This is a genomic window from Streptomyces pactum (assembly GCF_002005225.1).
GTDB lineage: Bacteria > Actinomycetota > Actinomycetes > Streptomycetales > Streptomycetaceae > Streptomyces > Streptomyces pactum_A.
Genome location: NZ_CP019724.1, coordinates 4,237,637 through 4,263,108, shown reverse-complemented (window position 1 = coordinate 4,263,108; position 25,472 = coordinate 4,237,637). Strand labels below are relative to the sequence as shown.

The following is a 25,472-nucleotide window of genomic DNA, read 5'->3' as shown; positions in this document are numbered from 1 at the left end:
CGACCGGCGCCCCACGAAGCCCAAGGAGTCCTCCGCCGTGACGACCGCCTCCGGTCCGCAGCAGCGGCCCATCCCCGTGATCATCGACTGCGACACCGGCATCGACGACGCGCTGGCCCTGCTGCTGGCGGTCCGCCACCCGGGGCTCGACCTGCGCGCGGTCACCTGCGTGGCGGGGAACACGGACGTGGAGGGGGTCGTACGGAACACGCTGACCGTGCTGGAGCAGGCCGGCGCCCCGGACGTCCCCGTCGCCCGGGGCGCCGCCCGCCCGCTGATCGAGGGCGTGCGCACCGCCCGGCACGTGCACGGCCACGACGGCATGGGCGACCTCGGCCTGCCCGCGCCCACCCGCGCCCCCGCCGGCGTGGACGCGGTGACGCTGCTGCGCCGGGAGATCCTCGCCTCCCCGCGTCCGGTCACCCTGATCCCCACCGCCCCGGCGACCAACGTCGCGCTGCTGCTGCGCACCCACCCGGAGGTCACCGCCAACATCGAGCGGATCGTGTTCATGGGGGGCGCGGTGGCCACCGGCAACGCGACGCCGGTCGCCGAGTTCAACGTGTGGCACGACCCGGAGGCCGCCGCGATCCTGCTCACCGCCGGGGTGCCGATCACGATGTACGGGCTGGACGTGTTCCAGCGGGTGATCGTCCCGGGGCCCGACGTACGCCGGCTGCGCGCGAGCGCCGAGCCCGGCACCCGGCTCGCCGGTGAGCTGCTCGCCCACCGCGGCCCGGCCACCGACGAGGCGGACCCGGGCGGCGGCCTGGGCGACGCGGGCGCGGTCTGCGCGGTGATCGATCCGGCCGGCCTGACCACGCACCGGCTGCCCGTCGAGGTCTGTCTGGCCCCCGGCCCGGCCCGCGGCCAGACCGTCGTCGACCGCCGGGTCCGCCCCGGCGAGTCCGAACTGCACGAGGGCACGCGCGAACAGCCGCTGGTGGACGTGGCGCTGGACGTGGACGTGGCCCGGTACGTGGCCCTGTACCTGGGGGCGGTCGAGCGTCGGGGCGAACGCCGAGGCGCGTAGTCCTCGGCGCGTCGCGGGCGCACGGGTTCGCTTTTCGGGTGATGTGGACAGATCTGTTCGTGTCGCCCGCACGCACCGCGAAGGAGACCGCGTGACCGTACGCAGCACCACCCGCACGCCCGACCTGTCGTCCAAGGACCCCAACTGGTGGCGGCAGGCAGTCATCTACCAGGTCTACCCCCGCAGCTTCGCCGACGCCGACGGCGACGGGCTCGGTGACCTGCGCGGCATCACCCAGCGCCTGACGCATCTGGCCGCCCTGGGAGTCGACGCGCTGTGGCTCAGCCCGTTCTACCCGTCCGAACTCGCCGACGGCGGTTACGACGTCGACGACTACCGGGACGTCGACCCGCGCCTGGGGACCCTGGACGACTTCGACGCCATGGCCGCCGAGGCGCACCGGCTGGGCCTGAAGGTGATCGTCGACCTGGTCCCCAACCACACCTCGCACCGCCACGCGTGGTTCCGGGAGGCCCTGGCAGCGGCCCCGGGGTCCGCGGCCCGGGACCGCTACGTCTTCCGGGACGGCCGGGGCGAGCGGGGCGAACTCCCGCCCACCGACTGGCAGTCCGTCTTCGGCGGCAGCGCCTGGCGGCGGGTGCCCGACGGACAGTGGTACCTGCACCTCTTCGCACCCCAGCAGCCCGACCTGAACTGGGAGAACGAGCAGGTCCGGGCCGACTTCCGGACCACGCTGAAGTTCTGGTGCGACCGGGGCGTGGACGGCTTCCGCGTCGACGTGGCGCACGCGCTGGTCAAGGACCTGACCGAGCCGCTGCGCGACCTCGGCTCCCCCGAACTGAGCAGCGAGGCGGCGCTCGCGGAGTTCGCCCCCGGCACCCACCCGTTCTACGACCGCGACGACGTCCACGAGGTCTACCGCGACTGGCGCAAGATCCTCGACGCCTACACCCCGCCCCGCATGGCGGTGGCCGAGGCGTGGGTGCCGGGCGCCCGGCGCGCGCTGTACGCCCGGCCGGACGAGCTGGGGCAGGCCTTCAACTTCGAGTACCTCCAGGCCGGCTGGGACGCGGCGGAGCTGCGCGGGATCATCACCGGGTCCCTGGCCGACGCGCACGCCGCCGGTGCCTCGGCGACCTGGGTGCTGTCCAACCACGACGTGGTCCGCCACGCCACGCGCCTCGCCCTGCCGCCGGACACCGACACCGACGCCTGGCTGCTGTCCGGCGGCCACGCGCCGGCCGTCGACGCGGCGGCCGGGCTGCGCCGGGCCCGCGCGGCGACGCTGCTGATGCTGGCGCTGCCCGGTTCGGCCTACGTCTACCAGGGCGAGGAGCTGGGTCTGCCGGAGGTGGCCGACCTGCCCACCGAGGTCCTCCAGGACCCGATCTGGGAGCAGACCGGGCACGTCCGCAAGGGCCGCGACGGGTGCCGGGTGCCGCTGCCGTGGACGACGGGCGGACCGTCGTACGGCTTCGGCGCGGGTGCGGCGTGGCTGCCGCAGCCGCCGGACTTCGCGGCGTACGCCGTCGAGGCGCAGGACGGGGTGGCGGGCTCGACCCTGGAGCTGTACCGCACGGCCCTGCGCCTGCGCCGCAAGTTGCTCGACGGCGAGTCGCTGACCTGGTCGGACGACGTTCCGGAAGGTGTCCTCCAGTTCGACCGGTCGCCCGGCTGGCGCTGCGTCACCAACCTCTCCGGCAGGACGGTCGACCGGCCGGCCGGGGAGGTGCTGCTGAGCAGCGCACCGCTGGACGACGGCCGCGTGGGCCCGGACACGACGGTGTGGCTGGGCCTGTAGGCGGGGCCGCCGGAGTTCCGGCGGGGTCGTCGGGGCCGGCGGTGCTCACTTCACGATCGCCAGTTCGTGCGAGGCGGTGCTGAGCCGCCGGCCCCCGTCCGCCGTACAGGTCACGACGTCCTCGATGCGGACGCCGAAGCGGTCGGGCAGGTAGACGCCGGGTGCGAGGGAGAAGCACATGCCCGCTACGAGCGCCTGCTCGACGCCCTCCACCAGGTAGGGCGGCTCGTGGGTGGTGACGCCGACGCCGTGGCCGGTGCGGTGCGGGAAGTGCTCGGCGTGGCCGGCCTCCTCGGTCACCGCGCGGGCCGCCCGGTCGGTCTCCTGGCAGGACACCCCGGGCCGCACCGCGAGGATCTCCCCGTACGCGGCGTCGGCCGCCGCGGCCGCGGCGGCCGGCCGGGCCGGCTCGCGCTCGCCCTTCACCGCGCGCGCCCGCCGGCCGGCGGGCGTCCCCCGTGCCGGGTCGCCGGCCGGGTCACACGTGTCCCGGTCCGCCGCTGCCGAAGGCACCGCTCGAGCCCGGCAGCCAGCGGCGGCGGTTCTGATCCTCGCCACGGCGGCTGCCCGAGTGGTGGAGCTGGTACGGCATGAGGCGTGGGCTGCCGTCCGCCGCCAGCGGGATCTCGTCGGGTTCCCGCGCCTCCTGTTCCTCGTGGACGGCGCCGGTCGTGGGGAGTCGGCCGTGCTCGTCGGCGTGGGGGCGTTCGGATTCACGTTCCATGACCCTCATGCCCATGCGTACGGCCCAGATCAGCGCGCCGGCGATCACCAGCCCGCCGATGAAGGCGATCGTCACGTTGAGCGCGTGCGAGGACGCGGCCAGCAGTTCATACGTTGCCGTACTCATGTTCTGATTATGTACCCCCAAATGGGATAAAGCGCCAGGAATGTCCGAATGTCTGCGTGGCCTCCCGGGGCGGCCCGGGAGGCCAGGCGCGTCTCCGTGACACAGCCCGTGCAGCCCCGGGATTGAGAGGGTCCGGCGGTTGGTACCCGGTCCGCGGCGCGGCGGTGCCGTCCCGGGCCCGCCGCCTCCGCGCCGCCGGTGGAAGGAGTGCCCCATGACCGCACCGTTGACGGCCGACGCCCACGAGTACGACCTGGCCGGGGACGGCGCCGCCGACGACCGGCCGGCGTTGCAGCGACTGGTGGACGCGCTGGGTGACGCCACCGCCTCGGACGGGCGGCCGCGCACCGTGCGCGTGCCCGCCGGGCGGTACGTGATCCGCGACCGGCCCGTGCTCTGGCGCAGCGGCGTCTCGCTGATCGGTGCCGGGCGCGGCGCCACCTGCTTCGTGCTGTGCAACCCCGGTGCCCCGACGCGGCCGGTGCCGCTGGCCTGGTTCACCACCGCCCAGCACGGTGCCGGACGGGACAACCACATCGCCGACGTGACCTTCGCCCACTTCGAGATCGACGGCTCGCGGGTGCGGACCGAGGAGTACGAGGTGCTGGCCAAGGGGCTCGGGCTCCAGTACGTGCTGCGCGGACGCTTCACCGACCTGTACATCCACGACACCGCCGCCACCGGCTTCGGGTGCGACTTCCTCCAGGACACCGTCGTCGAGGGCGTGCTGGCCGAGCGGTGCGGCCGGCAGGACCCCGGCGAGAAGATGGGCGGCGCGGGCATCGGGATCGGGGTCGGCGGCTGGGGGCCGGTCGAACGGCTGGCGGTGACCGACTGCACCGCGACCGGCAACGGCACCAACGGCATCTTCCTCGAACTCCAGCAGGACCACTGGGTACCGCCCCGCGGCATCCGCGTCACCGCCTGCCACACCGAGGACAACCGCTACGGCGTCTCCGACTGGGGCGCCGACGGCCTCCTGGTCACCGGCTGCACGATGCTCGGCAACCACGTCGCCGGGTTCGACGTCTCGGCGCAGGGCACGACCGGCGTCGGCGGGCGCGGCGGCATCGTCACCGGATGCGTGATCGACGGCAACGCGGGGGACGGGATCGCGCTCGGCAACACCCCGGGGCCGTACGCCTTCCGCGGCAACCGGGTCGGCGGCAACGGGCGGTACGGCTATTGGCAGCACAACCTGGCCGGCGGCGACCAGGAGCCCGCCACGGACATCGTCCTGGAGTCCAACGACATCCACGACAACGCCCTGGACGGGATCCGCCTGGACGCCCCGCTGCACGAGCCGGCGATCTTCGGCAACCGGATCCGGAACAACGGCCGTCGTGCCGCGCCCGGGACGCGAGGGGGCGGCGCGGGCGTGGGCTGCGGGCCGCTGTCCCTGACCGACGAGAACGCCGACTGGCTCCCCGGCGGCCACCGCGGCAAGCGCCTGACGGTCGGCGGCCACCCCGACGGAGGCACCGCCGGGGACACCGTCGCGGGCGCGGCCGTGGGCGCAGACGGAGGTACCGCCGGGGGCGCAGCCGCGGGTGCGGCCGGGGGCGCAGACGGGGGCACTGCCGGGGGCACAGCCGCGGGTGCGGCCGGGGGCGCAGACGGGGGCTCCGCCGGGGGCGCAGACGGGGGCACTGCCGGGGGCACCGAGGTGGCCACCACCCCGGAGGTCACAGCCGTCGTCACCGACAACACCGCCACCGAACTCACCCTCGCCCCGGAACGCCCGGGCGCGGCAACGGCCTGGCCCGACGGCACCCCCGCGCCCGGCGCCGCCTACCGCCTCCCGGACGCCCCCGCCCCGCGCACCGGCCTCACCGCCGCCGCCGCCGTGACCCACCCGTACGTGCACGGCAACCGGGTCCGGGACGACGGGCACCCGCGCACCCAGATCCACGCCCTGTGGATCGCGCACGAGGCCTCCTGGACCGGCGGCCGGGTCTCGGGCAACGACTTCGGCGGCAACGCGTCGGCGGCGACCCGCTTCGACTCGGCCCCGAGCGGCGGCCGCTGGCGTGACAACGACGGCTGACGCGGGCGGCGGCCGTCACGGACGGAGGCTGAGGCGGGCGGTGTCACGGACGGCCGGACGGGCCGGGGCGCGGTATCCGGGGCGGTCTCAGCAGAACGTGCCCTCGATGGCCTCCAGGACTCTCCCGCTCTGCTCCCACGTCACGCGGAACCGCTGCGCCGCCCCGTCCCGCACCACGTCCTCGGGCTGCCCCCGCCGGATGTCCACACAGATCCAGCGGGCGTCCTCGACCGCCTGGTCCTCGTCCGCGGCGACGGCCGGGTCGATGGCCCGCAGATCGCTCAGCAGCGTCTCCCGCTCACCGGCCTCCGGAGACGGGATGACGTGCCGCTCCGGACCGCCGACCGTCCGTGATCCGATATCGCCCGGGCTCCCCCCGCCTTCGTCACCCCCGCCGCCGTACACCGTCGCGGCCACCACCGCGACCACGGTCACCAGCCCCGACAGGGCGATCGCCCTTCCCCGCTTCATAGTGCCCCCTCGAGATCGGCTGCCGAGACTACGCCGTCCGCCGCCTCACGGCGCCCGCAGCGCGTCCACCGCGATCCGGGCCGCCGTGCCGATCACCGCGTCCGCCGCCGGGAGGACGGCCGCGGTGTGGGCGGTTCGGGTGAAGACGGCCACGGCGTAGCGGCCGCCGTCGGGGTATTCGACGACGCCGACCTCGTTGCGCAGGGTCGGCAGGCTGCCGGTCTTGCCGGCCACGTGGACGTCGTCGAAGGGGAAGCCCGAGGCCAGGCGGTGCGGCCAGACCTGGAGGGCCATGACGCGGCGCGCGGCGGCGCCGTACTCGGGCGGGCACGCCTCGTCCCGCCAGAGCGCCGAGAGCAGGCGCGTCATGTCGCGGGGGGTGCTGCGGTTGGTGCGGGCCGGGTCCAGTGCGCGGAGCCGGGTGATGACGTGCGGGTCGGTCAGGGCCCGGGCGCCGGCCGGCCCGGCGTCCTCGCGCATGGTGCCCAGCATCTCGCCGAAGCCGTACACCGCCCGCGTGCGGGTGAGGCCGAGCCGGTCCGTGGTGCGGTTGACGGCGTCCAGACCGACCCGGCGCAGCAGCAGGTCGGCGGCGGTGTTGTCGCTGACGGACATCATCAGGAACGCCGCGTCGCGCAGCGACAGCCGGACCGGGTCGAGCATGGCCGCCAGGCCCGTGGGCCCCGGGGTGCGGCCGGCCGGCGGGCACTCGACCTGCTCGGTCAGGTCCAGCACCCCGGCCGCCGCCAGCTCGTGCAGCGTCACCAGCACGCACACCTTGTGGACACTGGCCGTGCACACCGGCTGGTCCGCGCCGGCCTCGACCTGCGCGCCGGAGTCGATGTCGACGGCGTGCAGCCACCCGGTGACCCCGGCGTCGGCGAAGGCCGCGTGCAGGCGGCCGGTGATGACGGTGTCGGTCACAGCCAGAACTCCGATGCCGGGCGAAGGTGCAGTGGCCGGGCGGGTTCCTCGGAGCGGGCGCCGGCCGCGGTGCGCAGGGCGTGCGTGGCCGCGTCCGCGAAGGCGGCGACGGCGGCGTCTCCGCGCCCCCTGGGCCAGGCCACGGAGTGCCGCCAGGCCAGCGGGCGCCAGACCAGGTCCCCGTCGGCGGGGGCGGCGAGCTGGGTGTCGCGGGGGCCCAGGGCGACCGCCCCGGACGACAGCACCAGGCCGCGTACGAAGCTGGCGCCCTGGCCGTGCCGTACGGCGGCGGGCGTGTAGCCGCCCCGTGCGCAGGCGGTGAGCAGGTCGTCGTAGACCGCGGGGGCGCCGGCGCGCGGGAAGAGGACCAGGTCGTAGCCCGTGAGGGAGGCGAGCGGCACCTCGTCGAGCTCCGCCTGGGCGGCCCCGCGCGGCAGCAGCACGCCGAGGTCGCGGCGCAGGACCGGGCCCAGCTCCAGGCCGGTGACGTCGCAGGGGTGGTGGATGAGGCCGACGTCCAGCTCGTGGGCGGCGAAACCGGCGAGCTGTTCGGCGGTGGACAGTTCGTGCAGCTCCAGTTCGAGGCCGGCCCGACGGCGCCGGAAGTCCGCCAGCAGGGCGGCGACGGTCTCGCCGGAGATGTCGGGGGCGAGGGCGGCGCGCAGCAGGCCGGTCTCGCCGGCGCGGATGCGGCGCGCGGCGGCCCGGAAGGACTCGGAGCGGGCGAGCAGTTCACGGGCCTCGGCGAGCAGCAGCGTGCCCGCCTCGGTGATCGCCACCTGGCGGCTGGTGCGCTCGAAGAGCCGGACGCCCAGCTCCTTCTCCAGCCGCTGGATGCGCTGGGACAGGGGCGGCTGGGCCATGCCGAGGCGGGCGGCGGCACGCCCGAAGTGTGACTCTTCTGCAACAGCCACAAAGCACTCCAGGTGCCGCACCAGGTCCACGACCAGTAATCATATCGGGGATTGATCGATCCGACATTCATATCAATCTTGGACAGGGGCCGATGGGGTTGCTGTCCTCGGGACATGCGCTCCTTCCGCGACCTCTCGCCCGGCCCGCGCCGGTGGCCCGCCGCCCTCGCCCTCGCCCTCGTCCTCCCCCTGGCCGGCTGCGCCGCCGAGTCCGGACGCCCGGACGCGGCGCCGTCTGCGAGCGGCACGTCCCCGGCCGGCGTCACGGCGTCCGCCGCGCCGGCCGTCCGCGCACACCTGCGGGTCGACGGCCACACCCGTCGGTATTTTCTGCACCGGCCCGCCGCCGACGGCCCGAGGCCCCTCGTCATCGCCTTCCACGGCCGCGGCGCCGACGCCGCCGAGCTGCGCGAGAAGAGCCGGCTGGAGAAGGCCGCCGGGGCGCGCGGCATGCTGGTCGCCTATCCCGAGGGACTGGACAACGGCTGGGGCGCGGGCACGCGGGCGACCGAGCGGCGCCCCGACCCCGACCTCGACGTGCGGTTCACCGAGGCGCTGATCGAGCACCTGGTCCGCACCGAGCGGGCCGACCCCGAGCGGGTCTACGTCACCGGCTTCTCCAACGGCGGCTCGATGGCGCTGCGCGTGGCCGCCCAGCGTCCCGGCCTGCTGGCGGGCGCGGCCTCGGTCTCCGGACAACTGCCCGCGGGCGCCGCCGCGGTCGAGGCCACGGGGCGCGTCCCCGTCATGGTCGTCTACGGCGCCGACGACCCCGTACGCCCCCTCGCGGGCTGGCCCTCCCCGCCGCCGGACCCCGAGGAGCCGATCGTCCCGAGCCTGTCCGCCCGGGACAGCGCGGAGGCGTTCGCGGCGGCGGGCGGCGCGGGGGAACCGGCGACGAGGCGGGAGAAGGGGTACGACCGGACGGTCTGGCGCCTCGGGGCCACCGCGGACGGTCCGGCGGCCACCGTCCAGCTCCTCGTCGTCCACGACGCCGGCCACACCTGGCCGGGCTCGTCCGTCCCCCCGCCCGAGGGGTTCGGCCCGGTCAGCGAGGCACTGAACGCCACCGACACGATCCTCGACTTCTTCGCCGCCGGCTGACCGGCGACGCGTCCCGACCCGATCCGATCCACAGCCCGATCCGATCCACAGCCCGCCCCGACTCACAGACAGGGAACCCCGATGCCGGACGCTCCTCACTTCACCCCTCCCAGCCGCCGTCGTCCGCGCAACGGCGTGCGGGCCGTCGCCGCGGTGGGAGTCGTGCTCGCCCTCGCCGCGGGCGGCTCGTACGCCGCCGGATTCGGGCCCTTCGCACGCGGCGACGACGGCCCGGACCCCGCCGCGACGAAGCAGGCGCGCGCGTTCCTCGCCGACTGGGCCGCCGGGCGCCTGCCCAGTGCGGCCGGCCGCACCACCAGACCCGACACCGCGCGGGAGGTGCTGCAGAGTTTCACGGCGGGGCTCGACATCGCCGAGCCGGAACTGACGGCGGCGGTGTCGGAGGCGAAGGAGGCGAAGGACGGCACCCTCGGCGTGCCCTTCACCGCCAAGATGCCGATCAAGGGCCTGGGCACCTGGTCGTACGAGTCGCGGCTGCCGCTGCGCGAACAGGACGACGGAACCTGGAAGGTGGACTGGCGGCTGTCCCTGGTGCACCCGCGACTGAGCGACACCGCGAAGTTCCGGCTGGAGCGGGAGGAGACGACCCCGCCGCAGGTCACCGACCGCCACGGAACCTCCCTCTCGGGCGGCGGATACCCGTCCCTGACCCCGCTGCTGGGCCGGCTCGCCGGCAGCACCGGCGGCGGACCGCGCGGCACGGTCGAGCTGATCGACCGGGCCACCGGCGACACCGTGCGCACCGAGGCGTCCTTCGGCGAGGAGCCCGACCCGGCGACGGACGGCAAGCCCGTCCGCACCACCCTGGACGCCACCTGGCAGTCCGCCGCCGAGAAGGCCCTCGCCGAGGCCGACGGCAAGAACGCCGCCCTCGTCGCCCTGCGCATCGACGACGGCGAGGTCCTCGCCCTCGCCAACTCCCCCTCCACCGGCTTCAACCGCGCCGCCTCCGGCACCTACGCGCCCGGCTCCACCTGGAAGATCGTCACCAGCGGCGCCCTGCTGCTCAAGGGCGCCGTCAAGCCCGACGACGTCGTGGACTGCCCCAAGTACCTGACCGTCGGGAAGGAGTTCCACAACGTGGAGACGTCCGAGTACCCCGGCGCCACCTTCCGCAAGGACTTCACGGAGTCGTGCAACACGGCGTTCATCAGCCTGCGCGGCCGACTGGACGACGGGGAGCTGGGCGAGGTCGCCCGCACCTACTTCGGGGTCGGCCAGGAGTGGCACATCGGCATCCCGACGTACGACGGCTCCGTGCCGGTGCCCAAGGACGAGACGGAGAAGGCCGCGTCGATGATCGGGCAGGGCCGGGTCCAGGCCAACCCGCTGATCATGGCGTCGGTGACGGCCACCGCGGTCTCCGGCGAGTTCCACCAGCCGTCCGTCACCGCGGGCAATGAGGACAAGACCCGCACCGAGCCGCTCCCCGACGAGGTCGTCACCCAACTGCGCGAGCTGATGCGGGCCACCGTCACCGACGGCACCGCGCGCGTCCTGGCCGACCTGCCCGGCGAGATCGGCGCGAAGACCGGCACCGCCGAGGTCTCCGAGGACCAGGACAACAACGGCTGGCTCGTCGCCCACCGCGGCAACGTGGCCGTGGCCGTGGTCGTCGAAGAGGGCGTGACCGGCGGCGGCTCGGCGGGGCCGGTCGTGCACAGCCTGCTGTCCGCCGTACCGGAGGACCCGTCCTGAGTCCTTCGGGACGGGCAGGGGGCTCAGCCGAGGCGCACCGGCAGTTCCGCCAGTCCGCGCAGCAGGGTGCCGGTGCGCCAGGTGAGCGTCGCCGGGTCGGCGGCGAGGGCGAGCGCGGGGTGCCGACCGAGGAGCAGCCGTACGGCGACGGCGGCCTCGACGCGGGCCAGCGGGGCGCCGAGACAGTGGTGCGGGCCGTGGCCGAAGCCGAGGTGGCCCGGTGCCCGGCGGCCGATGTCGAAGCGGTCGGGATCGGGGAAGTGGCCGGGGTCGCGGGAGGCGGCGGCGAGGGAGACGAGTACCGAGTCGCCGGCGGCGATCCGGGTGCCCGCCAGCTCCAGCGGCTCGGCCGCGAAACGGAACGCGGTGGCGTGCACGGGGGAGTTGTACCGCAGTGACTCCTCGACGGCGCGCTCGGTCAGGTCCGGCTCGGCGCGCAGGCGGGCGAGCTGGTCGGGGTGGGTGAGCAGGCTGTGGACGGTGGCGGAGATCAGGTTGACGGTCGTCTCGTGGCCGGCGACCAGGATGAGGAAGGCCATGCCGAGCAGCTCCTCGCCCGTGAGGGCGCCGCTGTCCGCTTCGGCGACCAGGTCGCCGAGCAGGGTGTCGTCCGGAGTGCGGCGTGCCGGGCCGGTCAGGTCGGTGAGGTAGCCGGTCAGCGCGTCGGCCGCGGCTGCCGCCGTCTCGGGGGAGGTGGGCATGACCAGCTCGTTCGACCAGGTGTGGAAGGCGCCGCGGTCGGTCTCCGGGATGCCCAGCAGGTCGCAGATCACCGTGACCGGCAGCGGCAGCGCGTACCGGCCGACCAGGTCCGCCGTGCCCTGTCGCGGCAGCGCGGCGAGCAGGTCGCCCGCGACGGCCTCGACACGGGGGCGCAGCGCGGCGATCCGCCCGGGCGTGAAGCGGCCGGCCACGAGACGCCGCAGCCGGGTGTGCTGCGGCGGGTCGCTCTGGAGCATGTTGCGGCCGATGGCGTGCCCGCCGTCGGTGCGCCAGGACGCGGAGTGCCGGATGTCGTTGCGCAGCCGCGGGTCGGTGAGCGCGGCCCGCGCCGCATCGCGCGTCACGACCAGCCAGCTCTCCCCGCTGCCCGGCACGAGCACCCGGTGCACGGCGCCCCGGGCCCGCAGGGCGGCCAGTTCCTCGAATGTGGGCGCGGTCATGGGACCTCCCGGTGAAGAGAATAAAACGGGGAGCACTCCCCATTTCGGTGACCGACGATAGCATCGGCACCGAAGGCGCGGGGAACACTCCCCGGATCGTCGGATCGTCGGATCGTCGGATCGTCGGATCGTCGGATCGTCGGGCCGGGGTGGCCGGGTGGCCGAGGACGACCGGTGGCGGCCGTGGAGGCCGAGGGTGACCGGTGATTGCCGGCGCTGGCCGGCGCTGGCCGGCGAAGCCGGGAAAGTCCCGGGAAGCCCGGTGAAGCCCGGTGAAGCCGGACGAGATGGCCTGTGAGGCCGACTGTGAGGCCGACTGTGAGACCGCCTGTGAGATCAGGAGCGTGAGGATGACCGTCGGTGCACGCGACGGAGCGCCCCGGCAGCGACGCGACGCGCGGCGCAACCGGGAGCTTCTGCTGGAGGCGGCCCACGAGGTGTTCACCGAACAGGGCCTGGACGCGCCCCTGGACGTGATCGCGCGCCGGGCGGGCGTCGGCAACGCGACGCTCTACCGCCACTTCCCCACCCGTGCCGCGCTCGTGGACGCCGTCTTCCGCGACTCGCTGACGGGCACGATGGCCGCCGGCGAACAGGCCAGGAACGCCACGGACGCGTGGGCGGGCCTGACCGCCTATCTGGAGGCGGTCTTCGCCACCCTGGCCGCCGACCGCGGCACCAACGACCTCATGACCACGCGCCTGCGGGGCGTCGACAGCCTCGAGACCGTCCACGAGCACAACCGCCGGACCGTGGATTCCCTGCTGTCCCGCTGCCGTGACGAGGGCACCGTCCGCGGCGACGTCACCACCGAGGACGTCCTGTTCGCCCTCGCGGCGCTGGGCCGTGCCGTCCCGGCCCTGACCTCCGCGACCGCGCCGGACGCCTGGCGCCGCCCCCTCGCCCTGTTCCTCGGCGGCCTGCGCACCGCGCCGGTCCCGCCGCCCCTGCCCGCCCCCGCGCTCACCGCCGCCGAACTCGGCGACGTCCTGCGGGAACTGGGCCCGCACCGCACCCGCGGTGGCGGCCGCGAGGCCGACGCGTGAGGTGAGGTGCCTCAGCCCCGGGACGTGCCGGTGCCGGTGTCCCCGGGCTTGACCGTCTCCCCCTGGATGACGCGCGGCGCCCGGCGCTCGTCCGCCGGCGTCCGCTCCTCGTCCTTCATCGCGCGGGCCTCGGCCTTGAGGATGCGGGCCGACTTGCCCGCCGAGCGGGTCAGCTCGGGGAGCTTCTTCGCGGCGAGAACGGCGATGACGACGATGAGAATGATCGCGAGCTCGCTCAGTCCGAACACGGCGCTCCCCTGGTGAACGTACGGTGCGGTCCCGTGGCCCGGGGCCCGCACGGAATCTACGGCAAAGCCGGCGAACGCCGGAGCGGGTGTCAGACGAAGCCGTCCTCGGCCCCGCCCCCGAAGCCGTCCTCAGCCCCGCCCCCGAGGCCGTCCTCGTCCTCGCCCTCCAGGAAGTCCCCCACCTCGTCGACGACCTCGGCCGCCACCATCCCGCCCGCGACCCCCGCCGCGAGCCCGGCCGCGCCCGCCGCGACGGCGGTGGTGGCGGTGACGGCGCCGGCTGTGCCGGACAGGGCCCCGGACTCGTGGCCGTACACGGCGTGGGAGCCGTACGACGCCCGGTGCTCGACCAGCTCCTGGATCCAGCCGTCGACGAGGGCGTTCCAGTCCTGCGGCCCGGCCGGTCCGTCGTGCGGGACGGTGAAGCGGCTGAGGGCGTCGTGGCCGTCGGAGAACGGGCCGCCGCGCTTGTCCGCCTCCAGCACCACCTCGAGGGCGCCCGGCACGGCCAGGAAGGTCAGCTCGATCTCGTTGACCTGGTGGGCGTAGCGCGGGGGCGGAGTGAGCTCCACCTCCTGGTGGAAGGGGAGCTGCTGCCCGGTGCCGCCGATGCGGCCGTACTCCAGGTCGGCGGAGCGGAAGCCGAAGCCGAGCTGCCCGAAGGCCTCCAGGACGGCCTCCTGCGCGGGCAGCGGCGCCACGGTCAGCGGGTCCAGGTCGCCCTTGTCCCGGGCGCCGGCCACCGCCAGCTCGGTGCGGACGCCGAGCACGATGCCCAGTGGCTGCCCGTACAGCTCCGTGACCGGCGTCTCCCAGGGCAGCGGCACCGTGAACGGCACGCTGTGCCGCTCGCCCGCCGCGAGCCGGAAGGCCCCGCCGACGGTGTGCCGGTCGAAGGCGACGACGCCCTCGCCCCCTGCGGCGCCGTCCTCGGCGGCCCCGGCGCGCTCGGCCTCGACGCGGGCCACCAGCTCCAGCGCGACGTGCTCGACGTCGTGGTCGGCGCTGCCGCCGACGAGATGGACGTGGCCCGACAGCACGCCCCCCGGCCGGGCGGCGCCCGGGTCGAGGACCGTGTCCACCGTGGGCCCGCCCACGCCGAGGGAACCGAGCAGCCGCTTGAACACCATCGAGGCGTTCACTCCTTCACGTCCATGCGGGAACATTCGTGCGGAACATTCGTGCGGGGAACAACCGGAACCGTCCGGCTGTTCTCTACAGGCGAGTAGAAGCATAGGGGTCCGAGGACATTCGAGGACTCCCCATGCTTTTGCTCGTCCTTTACCATGAGAGGGAAATCCTCGGGCGCCCGGCTGGTACCGGCGCCCGCCGACCCGTTAAGGAGTCCCGTTCCGTAATGGAGCCTCCCAGTACCGGCCGTGCCATGGCCGGCCCGCAGTCCCCCCTGTATGTGCGTGAGGGAAGCGGGGTGGCACGGTGACCGAGGTCCTGCTGCTCCTGCTGGCCCTCCTCCTCACCCTGGCCTGCGCCCTCTTCGTGGCGGCCGAGTTCTCCCTCACCACCGTCGAGCGCGGTGACCTGGAACGCGCCGCGGAGTCCGGCGAGCGCGGCGCCGACGGCGCCCTGAAGGCCGTACGGTCCCTGACCCTCCAGCTCTCCGGCGCCCAGCTCGGCATCACCGTGACCTCGCTGGTCATCGGCATGCTGGCCGAACCGTCCCTCGCGGTGCTGCTGCGCGGCCCGCTGCGGGCGATCGGCCTGGGCGGTGCCGCCTCGACGGTGTCGACCGTGCTCGGCGTGGTCGTCTCCACCGTCGTCCTGATGGTCGTCGGCGAGCTGGTCCCCAAGAACTGGGCGATCTCCCGCCCGCTGGCCGTCGCGAAGGTCGTCGCCGGCCCGCAGCGCGGCTTCACCACCGCCTTCGGCCCCTTCATCCGGCACCTGAACGGCACCGCGAACCGCTTCGTGCGCCGCTTCGGCCTGGAACCGGCCGAGGAGCTGGCCTCCGCCCGCAGCGCCGAGGAACTGGTCGCCCTGGCCCAGCACTCGGCCGCCGAGGGCGCCCTGGAGGCGGACTCGGCGGAACTCTTCGTCCGCACCCTGCACCTGAGCGAGCTGACCGCGGAGAACGTCATGACGCCGCGCGTGGACGTCAAGGCACTGGAGGCCCACGCCACCGCCGCCGACGCCGCGAACCTCTCGCACGCCACGGGCCTGTCCCGCTTCCCGGTCTACCGGGAGAGCCTGGACGAGGTCATCGGCACCGTGCACATCCGCGACGTCCTGGCCCTGGAGCCGGAGCGGCGCCCGGTCACCTCCGTCACCGAGCTGGCCACCGCGCCGCTCCTGGTGCCGGACAGCCTGCCCGCCGACCGCCTCCTGGAGCGCATGCGCCGGACCCGCACCATGGCCGTCGTCATCGACGAGTACGGCGGTACGGCGGGCGTGGCGACCGTCGAGGACATCGTCGAGGAGGTCGTCGGCGAGGTCCGCGACGAGCACGACCCGGTCGAGATACCGGACCTGCTGCCCGCCCCCGCCGGGGCGGACGGCCGCACGGCCTGGGAGGCCGACGGCTCGCTCCGCCTGGACCGGCTCGCCCGGATCGGCCTGACCGCGCCGGACGGGCCGTACGAGACCCTGGCCGGCCTGGTCGCCACCCACCTGGCACGCATCCCCGCCAAGGGCGACGTCATCGACCTGGACGGCTGGCGCATCGACGTGCTGGACGTCGACCACCACCGCGCCGACCGCCTGCGGGTCACGGCGCCCGCGTCGGCCGGACGGCCGGAGCACGAGCAGCGGGAGATGGCCCGATGACCGCCGTACAGCTCTTCATCGGCGCCCTGACGCTGCTGACCAACGCGTTCTTCGTCGGCGCCGAGTTCGCCATGATCTCCGTACGCCGCAGCCAGATCGAGCCGCGCGCGAAGGCGGGCGACAAGCGGGCCCGGATGACCCTGTGGGGCCTGCAGCACATCTCCCAGATGATGGCCACGGCCCAGCTCGGCATCACCGTCTCCTCGCTGGTGCTCGGCGCGGTCGCGGAACCGGCCATCGCGCACCTGATGGAGCCGGTGTTCGAGGCGGTCCACATGCCGCACGCGCTGGTCCACCCGATCGCCTTCGCGATCGCCCTGGCCCTCGCCACCTATCTGCACATGCTGATCGGCGAGATGATCCCGAAGAACATCGCGCTGGCCGCCCCGGCGACCACCGCGCTGCTCCTCGGCCCGCCGCTGGTCGCCCTCACCCGGGCGCTGAAGCCGTTCGTCTTCGGCATCAACGCCTTCGCCAACACGCTCCTCAAGCTGCTGCGGGTGGAGCCGAAGGACGAGGTCGAGGCCGTCTTCACCGACGACCAACTGGCCCGCATGGTCGTCGACGCCAGCGAGGCCGGACTGCTCACCCCGGCCGACGGCGAGCGGCTGCGCGACGCGCTGGAACTGGGCACCCGCCCGGTCGGCGAGATCCTGGTCCCGGCCCAGAAGATGCGCACCGTCGGCCACACGGTCACCCCGGCCGAGCTGGAGCGCATGGCCGCCGAGGCGGGCTACTCCCGCTTCCCGGTCACCGGCCCCGGCGGCACGGTCCTCGGCTACCTGCACATCAAGGACACCCTGGGCCTGACCGACCGCGACCGCCCCTTCCCGCGCACGGCCCTGCACCGGGTCACCCGGGTCCGCATCGACACCCCGCTGGACGACACCCTCACCGCCCTGCGCACCGAGGACAGCCACCTGGCCGCCGTCACCGGCGAGACGGGCGCGGTCCTGGGCTTCGTGACGATGGAGGACGTCCTGACGGAACTGGTGGGCCCGACGACACCGGTCGCCTGACCCCGGGAACCGTGGCCCGGCCCCGGGAACTTCCGTAGGGCCGGGGGCGTCTCCCACAGCGACACCGGCGCCGGCACCGGCACGGGTATCGCTGCGGGGAGGCGCTCATGGCCATGGTCGGCCTGTTCTGGATCACCGAGGACTGCGTGTACGTGGGCGCCGAACCCACCGGTACGGCGTCCGGGGTACGGCTGACCAAGGACGGGGTGGAGACCCTCGGGCTCGGCCAGGGCCGGTTCTGGGCCTGGGACGAGGTCCGCGGCATCGACGTCCGGGACGTGGCCGTGCGGTCCGCCGCGCGGCGACTGGCCTCGATGGCGTTCGACTCGCTGGTCGTCCTCGTCACCGGCGACGGAGAACACCCGCCGGCCTTCACGGTGCGGGTGGAGACCGAGCACGACGGCCCGGTCGAGACCGACGTCCTGGCCGCCGTCCCCGGCGGCATCCACACCCCGGACGAGTACGACCTCTCCCGCGCCCTCCTCACGCGGCTCGCCGCCGGTGCCACACCCGTGGAGGACCTGCTCACCTGGCGCCGCGACGAGCCCGAGGACGTCGCCCCGACCAGGGACGAGCGACTGGCACTGCTGCGGCAGTGGACGACGACCTCGGCCTGACCCACGGGGGAACGACGGACGGGGCAGCACGGAGACCGTCAGCCTGCGGTCACGCCCAGACGAGGTGCTGTCCGTCGGGGCCCACATGCAACCTCATGCGGTCGGCCGACGGGCGCCCGTCCGCCTGCCACTGCGTGACACGCTCGGTGATCGCGTCCCACAGGCGCGCCGTGCCGCCCTGCCGGGCCATCCACCGTCCGTCGGCTTGGAAGACGACCGCCCACGCCTGGGCCTCCACATCGATCAGGACGTGTTCCGTCCGGCCCTCACGCTCCAGCACGAGTCGCTGTGCGCGCGGCGCGGCGAACTGCGCGACGAACCGCGCTGTCCAGTCGTCGAGCGCATCCGCACCCAGCTCCGCGGGAACCGCGTCGCCCTCACTGAGGTTCGGCAGGACGCCCAGCGGGGGCGGAAGGTGGGGGCGGGCCAGCATGAATGAGACCTGTCCGCCGAGAACCGGGCCGCTTGCAGTGCCGTCGTCGGCGACGGTGAGCCGTACGAGTTCGGATGCGTGCATCCACCCGCCGACTGTGACCAGGACCTCACCCCCGGGGTGCGTCTGAGCGAGCCAGGCCGACGGCACGGTGTGCACACCGCATGTGGCGATCACGCGGTCATACGGACTGCCTTCCTGGTAGCCCGCCAGTCCGTCACCCACCACGCGGGCAGGCCAGTACCCGGCGCCCGCGAGGGCCATTCCGGCACGGGCGGACACCTCGGCGTCTACCTCGACCGTGGTCACGTTCTCCTCGCCGACGACATGGCAGAGCAGCGCGGTCGAGTAGCCCGTACCCGTGCCGATCTCCAGGACGCGTGTCCCCTCGGTCGCCCGCAGATTCTCGAGCATCCGCACGACCAGACTCGGGAGCGTGGACGACGACGTGGGGGCCGCGGCGAGGCGCCCCTCGACTTGGTCGGGGAAGACGCCCCCTGCCACCTGTGTCACGAGGGTGTCGTCTCCGTAGATCCGCACGAGTCCTTCCGCCGAGTTCCCGACCGCGGGCCGGTACCAGCCGCCGTCTTCGTACTCGAACCAACCGCGCGAGAGGAACGCCTCGCGGGGCACCGACATGACGGCCGCCTCCCATTCGGGGCTGCGCAGGGTGCCGGACTTGGACAGATGCCGCGAGAGGTCGGCCCGTAGGTGTTGCGAGTGCTGGGCGTCAGTCATGCCGGCTCGCTCCGTTCTCCAACAGGTCGGCGACTGCGTGTGTGATGGGCAGTCCGGCCGAGTCTTCGAGCCACGCCCACTGGCCGTTGGGGTTGCATTCCAGAAACCACCAAGCGCCGTCCGCGGTCACGGCGAAGTCGAAGGCGCCGAAGTTCAGCCCGAAGGAGGCGAGGAACCGCACCAGCGCGCCGCGCGTCTCGTCCGGACAGGCGACCGGCTCGTAGGTGAGGCTCTGGTACTCGGCTCTCCAGTCCACGACCCCGGGAGGCGCGGTGATCCGGGCACTGAACACCTGCTCGCCGACGGCGACCGCCCGCACATCCGCCACCTTGGGTACCTGAGCCTGGAACGGGTGCGCGCTGTGGCGCACCGCGCCGTCGATCTGACCTGCCTCGACCGGGGCGGTCCAGATTCCGGCAGGTTCACCCCCGACGTCGTACGATCCGGCGTGCAACGGCTTGTAGACCGTGGCCTGCTCGGCACAGAACTGTTCGGCCTCCCCCGGGTCGTTCGAGATCAGGGTGGCCGGAACGATGAGCCCTGCCCGGGCTGCCGCGTCCAACTGCGCGGGCTTGTACTCCGCCCGCGCGATGGCCTGCGGGTGGCTCAGATACAGGCACCCCGGCAGCGCGCCCAGCACGCCACCGAAGCCGCGTCGGTTCTCCTGCGCGGCGAACCGAGCCGCCTGCTCGCCGTTCTCCGTCCGGTAGGGGCTCGGACGGCGGTGGTACAGGGCGCGTACGGCGGAGAGGTCGGCTGTACGGTTCCCGACCGTCAGCCGCCCGTACCAGCCTCCCCCGGGCTTCGTCCGGGAGGTGCCCCCAGCCCCGATGTGCGCGGCAAGCACCATGGGCGCCGGTGAGTCGCGCCCCGGGTCGAACCGGAGGACGGGCACCCGGCGCCGGTTCAGTTCCGCGATGACCAGATCAGCGGTTGCGTCCTCGTACTCCGTGCAGACCAGCACCGGGCGTCCGTCCATGGCGCTACTCCCTAGTCCTGCGTTGCGTCGTGGCCGGAGTCGGCGTCTACCTTGCCGTCCTTGCCGACCTGTGTGGGCGGGTAGGTGTTCAGGCTGGTGCCGTGCTTGCCGAGTTCGGCCGGCGTCATCGCCCCGTCCGCCCCGACCCATCGGCCGGTCTGCGTGGCCGGGTCGATGCCCGCGTACCGCCACGGCGAGGGGACACCGTTGCGCAGCGGAGCCATACGGCGCAGCCCCCACGGGGTCGGTGTGGTGGTCTCCGTGTCTGCGAGGTTCGTTCGCAAGTCTTCTCCTTGGTCGCTTCGTGCGTTCGTGTGGTGCGGGCCCCGCCCAGATCGGCGTTCTCCTGTCCAAGGTGTCCGGGCGGATGATCCGACCGGGCGGGGCGATTCCCGCGCTTCTGCCGGGAGTCCGGGGTCGGAGAACTATGAGCCAGGTCATCACCACCGCTCCCGCTTGATCCGCTCCTCGCGCGACACGGTGACCGACAGCTTCTCCGCGTTCGGGACCGTCCAGGTCAGGGCCCATGAACACACCTCGCGCAGGATGTACGTACCGTCCCTCTTCACGTCAGTGATGACGCCTTCCTTGCCCGCGCCGGCGTCGTGCACCTGGTCACCGACCCACGGTGTCCTTTTCTCGGTCACCGGGCCGACTCGCACCGCAGATCGGCCCAGACCTGCTTGCCCCACCGGTAGCGGTCGGTGCCCCAGCGTTCGGTCAGGCGGTCGACCAGGAGAAGCCCACGGCCCCGGATCCGGTCGTCGTTGGTGTCGGTCCGCATGAGGGGAACGGCCATCGAGCGGTCGACCACCGCGAGACGCACCCAGTCCTCGGTGGGCCGCGAAACGACCACGCGGATCGAGGTGAGGCGGCCGTGGTCCACGGCGTTGGACACCAACTCGGTGATGACCACCACGGCGTCGTCGATCTGGTCCTCCAGCCCCCAGGCGGCCAGAGCGGTACGCACGAGCCTGCGGGCGACGGCTGCACTCTCCGCCGCGCGGGGGAGTGTCTCGGAGTATCCAGGCTGCCCCGTGGGGCGTGGCTTTGCCATCACAGTCATCAGGACCTCGTAGGTGCGGTTGCGGTGCGGCCTTACCTGAGTGAACGGCTTCGGGCCGCACAGGGGCAGGAAAAGTGCGGGCCGCGTGTCTCGGCGCCGACCGGAAATTCTGCTGTCATAACGACTACTGATGGGGACTCGGTCACTACCGTGGGTATGTGCAGGGGAACGAAAGCCTCAACAGCGCCATGCGGGAGAGCGGTCTCACTCAGGCCGGGTTGGCCGACAAGGTGAACGCTCACCTGATCGGTACGGGACACGAGGGGACGGTCAGTGACCGCACCGTCCGTACCTGGCTGACCGGAAGAACGACGTGGCCCCACCGCAGGCAACGTGAGGCGTTGGAGGCAGTATTCGGCTGTACCGCCGGAGAGCTGGGCTTCAGCCCACCTGCGCGAAGTCGACGCGTCCCGAACCCCGCGGAGGATCCCGTGAGGCGCCGCAACTTCCTCACAACAGCCGGTGGCACGACGGCCGCCGCGGCGGTTGCCTTCGTCGGGCCCCCGCCCCGGGTGGGTACCTCCGACGTGCTCCGGCTCCGCAGCGGGCTGGACGCCCTGATGAAGCTGGACCGCAGCAGAGGGGGACACGAGGGCCTGGAGCGGGCCGCGTTGGCCGGAGCCGCCGAGGCTCTGGCGAAGCAGAAGCTCGGCGCCACCCAGCGCATCCGCCAGCGGCTCTTCTCGGTGGCTGCCGACTACACGGCCACCGCCGCGTGGAGCGCGATCGACGCCCGGCAGGTGGATCGGGCTTCCCAGCTCCTGGGCCGCGCCCTGTACCTGGCCGGGATGGCGAAGGATCCCGTCGCAGAGATGCGGGTCTGGAACTCCTACGCGATGCTCGCCCACCACCAGGACGAGTACACCGAAGCCGTCGACGCGGCCTACGCGGCCCAGGGGACGACGATCGCCCGGCGGCGCCCGCTCTACGCCTCACTGGCTCACGCGCGTACGGCCATCGGCCACTCGAACCTCGGTGACCGACAGGCCGCCCTGCGCTCACTGGGGCACGCTCAGGATGCCCTCGGCAAGGCAGATACGGGTGAGTTCCGGCCTTCGTGGATCGCGTTCTACGGGCCGGCTGAGCTGATGGCCATGACCGCCATCGTCCGAGATCGGATCGGGGACGCCGCAGAGTCGGAGGCCGCCTCCCACAAAGCCCTGGACGCCATCCCGAAGGAGTTCCGCCGAAACCGGGCTCTGGCCACTGCACGGCTTGCCCTCGCCCAGCTTCACCAGCGCGACGTCGATCAGGCGTGCACCACGGCCTCCACAGTCTTCACATTGATGTCCGGCCACCCGATCCCTGGACGGATGCGGTCCCTCCTCGGTGACTACTACCGAGACTTGATCACTCTTGCGCCAGACGCCTCGATCGCCCGAGAGTGGGGCGACCGCTACCGATCCGAATGGAGCCGACTGTGAGCGCCGCCGATCTGGACATCCGCCGCTTCGGGCATGACGACCTGCCGCGGATCCGGCAGACGATCATCGATCTGCACGCCGAAGCGGCAGGCTCCGACCGGGACGACGACTTCAAGAAGAAGTTCCCCTGGTTCGTTGACCACTGGGGCGGCAACCCGGACTTCGCCTGTGTGATCGCTTACGACGGTGACGAGGCGGTGGGCTTCGCGTACGGCGCTCCCGCCACCTTGGGTCGAGAGTGGTGGCGCGAGCATCTGAACCCGGCGCCCGAGAAGGCGGTGACCTTTTCGTACTCCGAGCTGGCAGTCAGCCCCAAGAGGCGGAAGCAGGGCGTGGCGCACGCGCTGTCCCGGGCGCTCCTGGAGGATCGGCCGGAGGACCTGGCCGTCCTCCTGGTGGACGTCACGCACCCCCGGGTCCAAGCGCTGTACGAGTCCTGGGGTTTCCGGAAGATCGGGGAACGTCAGCCGTTCCCCGACTCACCGGTTTACGCCGTGATGCTGGCCGAACTGCCCTTGAAGTGAGCCCCAGAACGGCGGTGCCGGACGGTTTCGTACGTCCGGACGCCTGACGAGGGGGTGCCGATACCTGACCCGCCCTCAAGCCTCCCGCAGCGCGTCCGCCGGCGGCGTGCGCAAGGCGTGCCGGGTGGGCAGTTCGACGGTGAGGTACGACGTCAGGACTACCGTCGCCGCCACCGCGGGCAGCAGCCAGGCGGGGCCCGCCGGCCAGGGGCGGCCGAGGAAGCCCTGGCCGAGGAGGGCGAGCGGGAGGGCGGACAGGAGCAGGCCCGAGACGAGGGCTGCGGCGGCGATGACGGCGGACTCGCGGCGCATCATCGCGCGGATCTGCCGGGGAGTCGTGCCGGCCAGCCGCAGGGCGGCGATCTCGGAACGGCGCTGGGCGGTGGCGGCGACCAGCTTGTTGGCGATGCTCAGCAGCAGGTAGCCGAGCAGTACGACGACGGTGGCGAGGTTGACCCACACCTCGGGCGGGGTGTCCGCGCCGGTGCGGTCCGGGCCGGTGCTCGACACGGCCAGGCCGGTCCGGCCGGCGGCCAGCGCGGTCAGGCCCGGCCCGGCCGCGGCGGTGCCGTCGGTGCGGACCAGGACGCTCTGGCCGAGGCCGGTCGTGGTGTGCCCGGCGGCCAGGTCGCGGGAGAGGACGACCGGGCCGAAGCCCAGCCCGCGGTCGTACAGGGCGACGACCCGGGCGTCGACCCGCGCACCGTCGCCGAGCACCAGCCGGACCCGCTCGCCGAGCCCCGTCCCGCGGGTGCGTGCCGCCTCCCCGCTGACGGCGACCGTCGCACCGGTGAGCCGGTCCAGGCCGCCGTCCGTGACACCGAGGTCGACGACGTCGCGGGCGTCCGGGGTGAGGACCATCGCCGAGGCGGACTCGGCCGCGGGCTCGCCGAACTCCTCGTACTCCCACACCACCGTGGTCGTGCCGACGGGTGCCGCCGCCCGCACGCCCGGCACGTCCCGTACGGCGGACAGCGTGTCCGGGGGCAGCCCGCCCAGGCCCGGCGCGCTCACCTCGTAGTGGGCGAGCGTGCCGGTGCGGGTGTCGTCCGAGGTGGCGGCCAGCACCGTGGTCTGCGCGAACGTGTACGTCAGGACGAACACGACCGCCATGGCGAGCGGGCTGACCACGCCCGACAGGCGCTGCGCGTAGGCGCGTACGTTGGACAGCGCCAGCCAGGTGGGGGCCGCCACGCCGGGGCGCAGGCGTCGTACGGCCGCCTCTCCCGCGCGCTTCACCAGCGCCGGGCCGGACAGCGCCAGGCCGATGGCGGCGAGGATGCCCGCGATGGACGTGGCGGCGGCCCCGATGACGGTCCGGGACAGCAGCGGCGCCGCCGACATCACGCACGCGCCGGTGATCAGCAGCAGACCGGCGAGGGTACGGCCCCGGGACGGCGTGCGCGGCTCGCTGCGGGACTCGGCGACCGCCTCGGTGGCCGGCAGGCGGGAGGTGCGCCAGGCCGCGCACCGGGCCGAGAACCGCACGGCCCCCGCAATCAGGAGCAGCGTCGCGACCGCCGGCAACGGGCCCACCGTGAGGGGGAGTTCGCCGGGGAGCACGCCGCGTTCGGCCAGGGCCCCGCGGAAGCGGTCCGCCAGCAGGTAGCCGACCGCGACGCCCGGCACCAGGGCCACCGCGGCGACGACCGTCGACTGCGCGGCGGCCAGGCGGCGGATCTGCTTCGGGGTCGCCCCGACGGCCCGCATCAGCGCCAGGTCGCGGCGCTGCCCGGCGATCGTCACGCCCAGCGCGCCGGCGACGACGAACCCGGTGATCAGCAGCACGATCCCGGCGAGCGAACCGGCGAGCAGGACCAGCAGCGAGCGCGCCGAACCCACGCCGGGCGCCACGGCCTCGCCGCGGTCCGCGCCGGTGAGGACCTCCAGCCCGGTGCCCGACACCTCCGCGCGGACCGCCGACGCGACCCGCTCCCCGGCGCCGTCGGCGACCCGCAGGCCGATCAGGTCGACGGTCCCGGCGCGGGGTCCGTCGCCGCCGGCGTCGCGGGCGGCCAGGCGGTCGGCCGTGCCGTCCGCGAAGTAGAGGCCCGCGCCCGGGGCGTGGACGACCGCGGAGACCCGGTGGGGGGCGGCGGGGCGGCCGTTCGCCACGACCTCGATCCGGTCGCCCACCGCGACGCCCGCCGCCGCGTCCACGGCGACCTCACCCGCACCGGTCGGCGCCCGGCCCTCGACCCGCGGGTCCGCCAGCAGTTGCGTCGAGGACCAGCCGTGACCCGCCGTCTCCGGATCCTCGGTGACCGGTACGACCTGCCCGCGCGCGTCGACGAGAGCGGCCGGGAAGCCGATGTCGCCGACGGCCGCGGTGACGTGGGGCAGCTCGGCCAGGCGGCCGACGAGCCGGTCCGGGACCGTGGCGCGCTCGGGCAGCGCGATCGGCGGGTCCCCGCTCGGGTGGAACTCCTGATCGGCCGCGACCACGATGTCGGCGCCGCCGAGGCGGCCGGGCGGCAGTTGGGAGCGGAGTCCGGACTCGGCCAGTACGCCGGTGGTGGTGATCATCGCCGCGCCGCCCAGGACCGCGCACGCCACGGCGAGCAGCGCGGTGATCCGGTGGGCGGCCATGCGCCAGGCGATACGCAGCAT

At 73.9% G+C, this 25,472-nt stretch carries 24 protein-coding genes and 1 pseudogene; 11 read left to right on the top strand and 14 right to left on the bottom strand.

What is annotated here, in order from left to right; genetic code table 11:
* Positions 1-37 precede the first annotated feature (37 nt).
* Positions 38-1,033, top strand: coding sequence for a nucleoside hydrolase (locus B1H29_RS17970; protein ID WP_055418844.1), 996 nt, complete (start codon positions 38-40; stop codon positions 1,031-1,033).
* A 91-nt stretch (positions 1,034-1,124) separates the two neighbouring features.
* Positions 1,125-2,795: a glycoside hydrolase family 13 protein gene (locus tag B1H29_RS17965; RefSeq protein WP_055418843.1), complete on the top strand. Its 1,671-nt coding sequence runs from the start codon at positions 1,125-1,127 to the stop codon at positions 2,793-2,795.
* Positions 2,796-2,840: 45 nt separating this feature from the next.
* Here B1H29_RS17965 and B1H29_RS17960 read toward each other — a convergent pair.
* Positions 2,841-3,179, bottom strand: a pseudogene (locus B1H29_RS17960) (M24 family metallopeptidase); the annotation flags it as partial.
* Positions 3,180-3,273: 94 nt separating this feature from the next.
* Positions 3,274-3,645, bottom strand: a complete 372-nt coding sequence (locus tag B1H29_RS17955; protein WP_055418841.1) for a DUF6479 family protein — start codon at positions 3,643-3,645, stop codon at positions 3,274-3,276.
* A 214-nt stretch (positions 3,646-3,859) separates the two neighbouring features.
* Between B1H29_RS17955 and B1H29_RS17950 the strand changes: the two genes are divergently transcribed.
* Positions 3,860-5,692 (top strand): right-handed parallel beta-helix repeat-containing protein, encoded by a 1,833-nt coding sequence (locus B1H29_RS17950; protein ID WP_234393045.1) that lies wholly within the window; start codon positions 3,860-3,862, stop codon positions 5,690-5,692.
* Positions 5,693-5,779: 87 nt separating this feature from the next.
* Here B1H29_RS17950 and B1H29_RS17945 read toward each other — a convergent pair whose 3' ends face one another.
* Genes B1H29_RS17945 through B1H29_RS17935 form a run of 3 tightly spaced genes read right to left on the bottom strand, consistent with a single transcriptional unit; the run spans position 5,780 to position 8,001 of the window.
* On the bottom strand, positions 5,780-6,163 hold the full coding sequence (locus B1H29_RS17945) for a hypothetical protein (RefSeq protein WP_055418839.1): 384 nt from the start codon (positions 6,161-6,163) through the stop codon (positions 5,780-5,782).
* A 45-nt stretch (positions 6,164-6,208) separates the two neighbouring features.
* Positions 6,209-7,087 (bottom strand): serine hydrolase, encoded by an 879-nt coding sequence (locus B1H29_RS17940; protein WP_055418838.1) that lies wholly within the window; start codon positions 7,085-7,087, stop codon positions 6,209-6,211.
* Complete coding sequence (locus B1H29_RS17935) at positions 7,084-8,001, bottom strand: LysR family transcriptional regulator (protein WP_279636556.1); 918 nt, start codon at positions 7,999-8,001, stop codon at positions 7,084-7,086. The genes B1H29_RS17940 and B1H29_RS17935 overlap by 4 nt, the downstream gene beginning before the upstream one ends.
* Positions 8,002-8,115: 114 nt before the next feature.
* Here B1H29_RS17935 and B1H29_RS17930 point away from each other — a divergent pair, with 114 nt between their 5' ends.
* Positions 8,116-9,105, top strand: coding sequence for an alpha/beta hydrolase family esterase (locus B1H29_RS17930; RefSeq protein ID WP_055418836.1), 990 nt, complete (start codon positions 8,116-8,118; stop codon positions 9,103-9,105).
* Between the two features lie 81 nt (positions 9,106-9,186).
* Positions 9,187-10,824: a penicillin-binding transpeptidase domain-containing protein gene (locus tag B1H29_RS17925; RefSeq protein ID WP_055418835.1), complete on the top strand. Its 1,638-nt coding sequence runs from the start codon at positions 9,187-9,189 to the stop codon at positions 10,822-10,824.
* A 23-nt stretch (positions 10,825-10,847) separates the two neighbouring features.
* On the opposite strand, the gene B1H29_RS17920 is transcribed toward B1H29_RS17925, so the two are convergent.
* Entirely contained in the window at positions 10,848-11,987 is a 1,140-nt protein-coding gene (locus B1H29_RS17920) for a cytochrome P450 family protein (RefSeq protein ID WP_055418834.1), read from the bottom strand.
* A gap of 350 nt (positions 11,988-12,337) precedes the next feature.
* On the opposite strand from B1H29_RS17920, the gene B1H29_RS17915 reads away from it, so the two are divergent.
* Positions 12,338-13,033, top strand: coding sequence for a TetR/AcrR family transcriptional regulator (locus tag B1H29_RS17915; RefSeq protein ID WP_055419019.1), 696 nt, complete (start codon positions 12,338-12,340; stop codon positions 13,031-13,033).
* A gap of 11 nt (positions 13,034-13,044) precedes the next feature.
* On the opposite strand, the gene B1H29_RS17910 is transcribed toward B1H29_RS17915, so the two are convergent.
* A complete protein-coding gene (locus B1H29_RS17910) occupies positions 13,045-13,281 on the bottom strand; it encodes a twin-arginine translocase TatA/TatE family subunit (RefSeq protein ID WP_055418833.1) in 237 nt (78 codons plus the stop codon).
* An 89-nt stretch (positions 13,282-13,370) separates the two neighbouring features.
* Positions 13,371-14,411: a sporulation protein gene (locus B1H29_RS17905; protein ID WP_055418832.1), complete on the bottom strand. Its 1,041-nt coding sequence runs from the start codon at positions 14,409-14,411 to the stop codon at positions 13,371-13,373.
* Between the two features lie 307 nt (positions 14,412-14,718).
* On the opposite strand from B1H29_RS17905, the gene B1H29_RS17900 reads away from it, so the two are divergent.
* The 3 genes from B1H29_RS17900 to B1H29_RS17890 all read left to right on the top strand — a co-directional run bounded on the left by B1H29_RS17900 (position 14,719) and on the right by B1H29_RS17890 (position 17,698).
* Positions 14,719-16,062, top strand: coding sequence for a hemolysin family protein (locus B1H29_RS17900; RefSeq protein WP_055418831.1), 1,344 nt, complete (start codon positions 14,719-14,721; stop codon positions 16,060-16,062).
* The gene (locus B1H29_RS17895; protein WP_055418830.1) at positions 16,059-17,081 is read left to right on the top strand and encodes a hemolysin family protein; all 1,023 of its coding nucleotides are present in this window, start codon (positions 16,059-16,061) and stop codon (positions 17,079-17,081) included. Before B1H29_RS17900 ends, B1H29_RS17895 begins: the two co-directional genes overlap by 4 nt.
* 107 nt (positions 17,082-17,188) lie before the next feature.
* Positions 17,189-17,698 (top strand): hypothetical protein, encoded by a 510-nt coding sequence (locus tag B1H29_RS17890; RefSeq protein ID WP_055418829.1) that lies wholly within the window; start codon positions 17,189-17,191, stop codon positions 17,696-17,698.
* Positions 17,699-17,747: 49 nt separating this feature from the next.
* Here the strand turns inward: B1H29_RS17890 and tgmC are convergent, their stop codons facing one another.
* The 5 genes from tgmC to B1H29_RS17870 all read right to left on the bottom strand — a co-directional run bounded on the left by tgmC (position 17,748) and on the right by B1H29_RS17870 (position 20,818).
* On the bottom strand, positions 17,748-18,869 hold the full coding sequence (gene tgmC / locus B1H29_RS17885; RefSeq protein WP_055418828.1) for an ATP-grasp peptide maturase system methyltransferase: 1,122 nt from the start codon (positions 18,867-18,869) through the stop codon (positions 17,748-17,750).
* Complete coding sequence (tgmB, locus tag B1H29_RS17880) at positions 18,862-19,848, bottom strand: ATP-grasp ribosomal peptide maturase (RefSeq protein WP_055418827.1); 987 nt, start codon at positions 19,846-19,848, stop codon at positions 18,862-18,864. Before tgmB ends, tgmC begins: the two co-directional genes overlap by 8 nt.
* Positions 19,849-19,859: 11 nt before the next feature.
* The gene (tgmA, locus tag B1H29_RS17875) at positions 19,860-20,132 is read right to left on the bottom strand and encodes a putative ATP-grasp-modified RiPP (RefSeq protein ID WP_234393044.1); all 273 of its coding nucleotides are present in this window, start codon (positions 20,130-20,132) and stop codon (positions 19,860-19,862) included.
* A 156-nt stretch (positions 20,133-20,288) separates the two neighbouring features.
* Positions 20,289-20,495, bottom strand: coding sequence for a hypothetical protein (locus B1H29_RS38160; RefSeq protein ID WP_159027836.1), 207 nt, complete (start codon positions 20,493-20,495; stop codon positions 20,289-20,291).
* Entirely contained in the window at positions 20,492-20,818 is a 327-nt protein-coding gene (locus B1H29_RS17870) for an ATP-binding protein (protein WP_324611008.1), read from the bottom strand. The genes B1H29_RS38160 and B1H29_RS17870 overlap by 4 nt, the downstream gene beginning before the upstream one ends.
* Positions 20,819-21,345: 527 nt before the next feature.
* Here B1H29_RS17870 and B1H29_RS17865 point away from each other — a divergent pair.
* Both B1H29_RS17865 and B1H29_RS17860 read left to right on the top strand, forming a co-directional pair.
* Positions 21,346-22,338, top strand: a complete 993-nt coding sequence (locus tag B1H29_RS17865) for a hypothetical protein (RefSeq protein WP_324611007.1) — start codon at positions 21,346-21,348, stop codon at positions 22,336-22,338.
* On the top strand, positions 22,323-22,862 hold the full coding sequence (locus B1H29_RS17860) for a GNAT family N-acetyltransferase (protein ID WP_055418823.1): 540 nt from the start codon (positions 22,323-22,325) through the stop codon (positions 22,860-22,862). The genes B1H29_RS17865 and B1H29_RS17860 overlap by 16 nt, the downstream gene beginning before the upstream one ends.
* A gap of 75 nt (positions 22,863-22,937) precedes the next feature.
* On the opposite strand, the gene B1H29_RS17855 is transcribed toward B1H29_RS17860, so the two are convergent.
* The gene (locus B1H29_RS17855) at positions 22,938-25,472 is read right to left on the bottom strand and encodes an FtsX-like permease family protein (protein ID WP_055418822.1); all 2,535 of its coding nucleotides are present in this window, start codon (positions 25,470-25,472) and stop codon (positions 22,938-22,940) included.

Coding starts and splice junctions, on each gene's coding strand:
- B1H29_RS17955 (WP_055418841.1), bottom strand. CDS start 3,645: ATGAGTACGGCAACGTATGAACTGCTGGCCGCGTCCTCGCACGCGCTC.
- B1H29_RS17950 (WP_234393045.1), top strand. CDS start 3,860: ATGACCGCACCGTTGACGGCCGACGCCCACGAGTACGACCTGGCCGGG.
- B1H29_RS17945 (WP_055418839.1), bottom strand. CDS start 6,163: ATGAAGCGGGGAAGGGCGATCGCCCTGTCGGGGCTGGTGACCGTGGTC.
- B1H29_RS17930 (WP_055418836.1), top strand. CDS start 8,116: ATGCGCTCCTTCCGCGACCTCTCGCCCGGCCCGCGCCGGTGGCCCGCC.
- B1H29_RS17925 (WP_055418835.1), top strand. CDS start 9,187: ATGCCGGACGCTCCTCACTTCACCCCTCCCAGCCGCCGTCGTCCGCGC.
- B1H29_RS17920 (WP_055418834.1), bottom strand. CDS start 11,987: ATGACCGCGCCCACATTCGAGGAACTGGCCGCCCTGCGGGCCCGGGGC.
- B1H29_RS17915 (WP_055419019.1), top strand. CDS start 12,338: ATGACCGTCGGTGCACGCGACGGAGCGCCCCGGCAGCGACGCGACGCG.
- B1H29_RS17905 (WP_055418832.1), bottom strand. CDS start 14,411: ATGGTGTTCAAGCGGCTGCTCGGTTCCCTCGGCGTGGGCGGGCCCACG.
- B1H29_RS17895 (WP_055418830.1), top strand. CDS start 16,059: ATGACCGCCGTACAGCTCTTCATCGGCGCCCTGACGCTGCTGACCAAC.
- B1H29_RS17890 (WP_055418829.1), top strand. CDS start 17,189: ATGGCCATGGTCGGCCTGTTCTGGATCACCGAGGACTGCGTGTACGTG.
- tgmC (WP_055418828.1), bottom strand. CDS start 18,869: ATGACTGACGCCCAGCACTCGCAACACCTACGGGCCGACCTCTCGCGG.
- tgmB (WP_055418827.1), bottom strand. CDS start 19,848: ATGGACGGACGCCCGGTGCTGGTCTGCACGGAGTACGAGGACGCAACC.
- B1H29_RS17860 (WP_055418823.1), top strand. CDS start 22,323: ATGGAGCCGACTGTGAGCGCCGCCGATCTGGACATCCGCCGCTTCGGG.
- B1H29_RS17855 (WP_055418822.1), bottom strand. CDS start 25,472: ATGCTGCGTATCGCCTGGCGCATGGCCGCCCACCGGATCACCGCGCTG.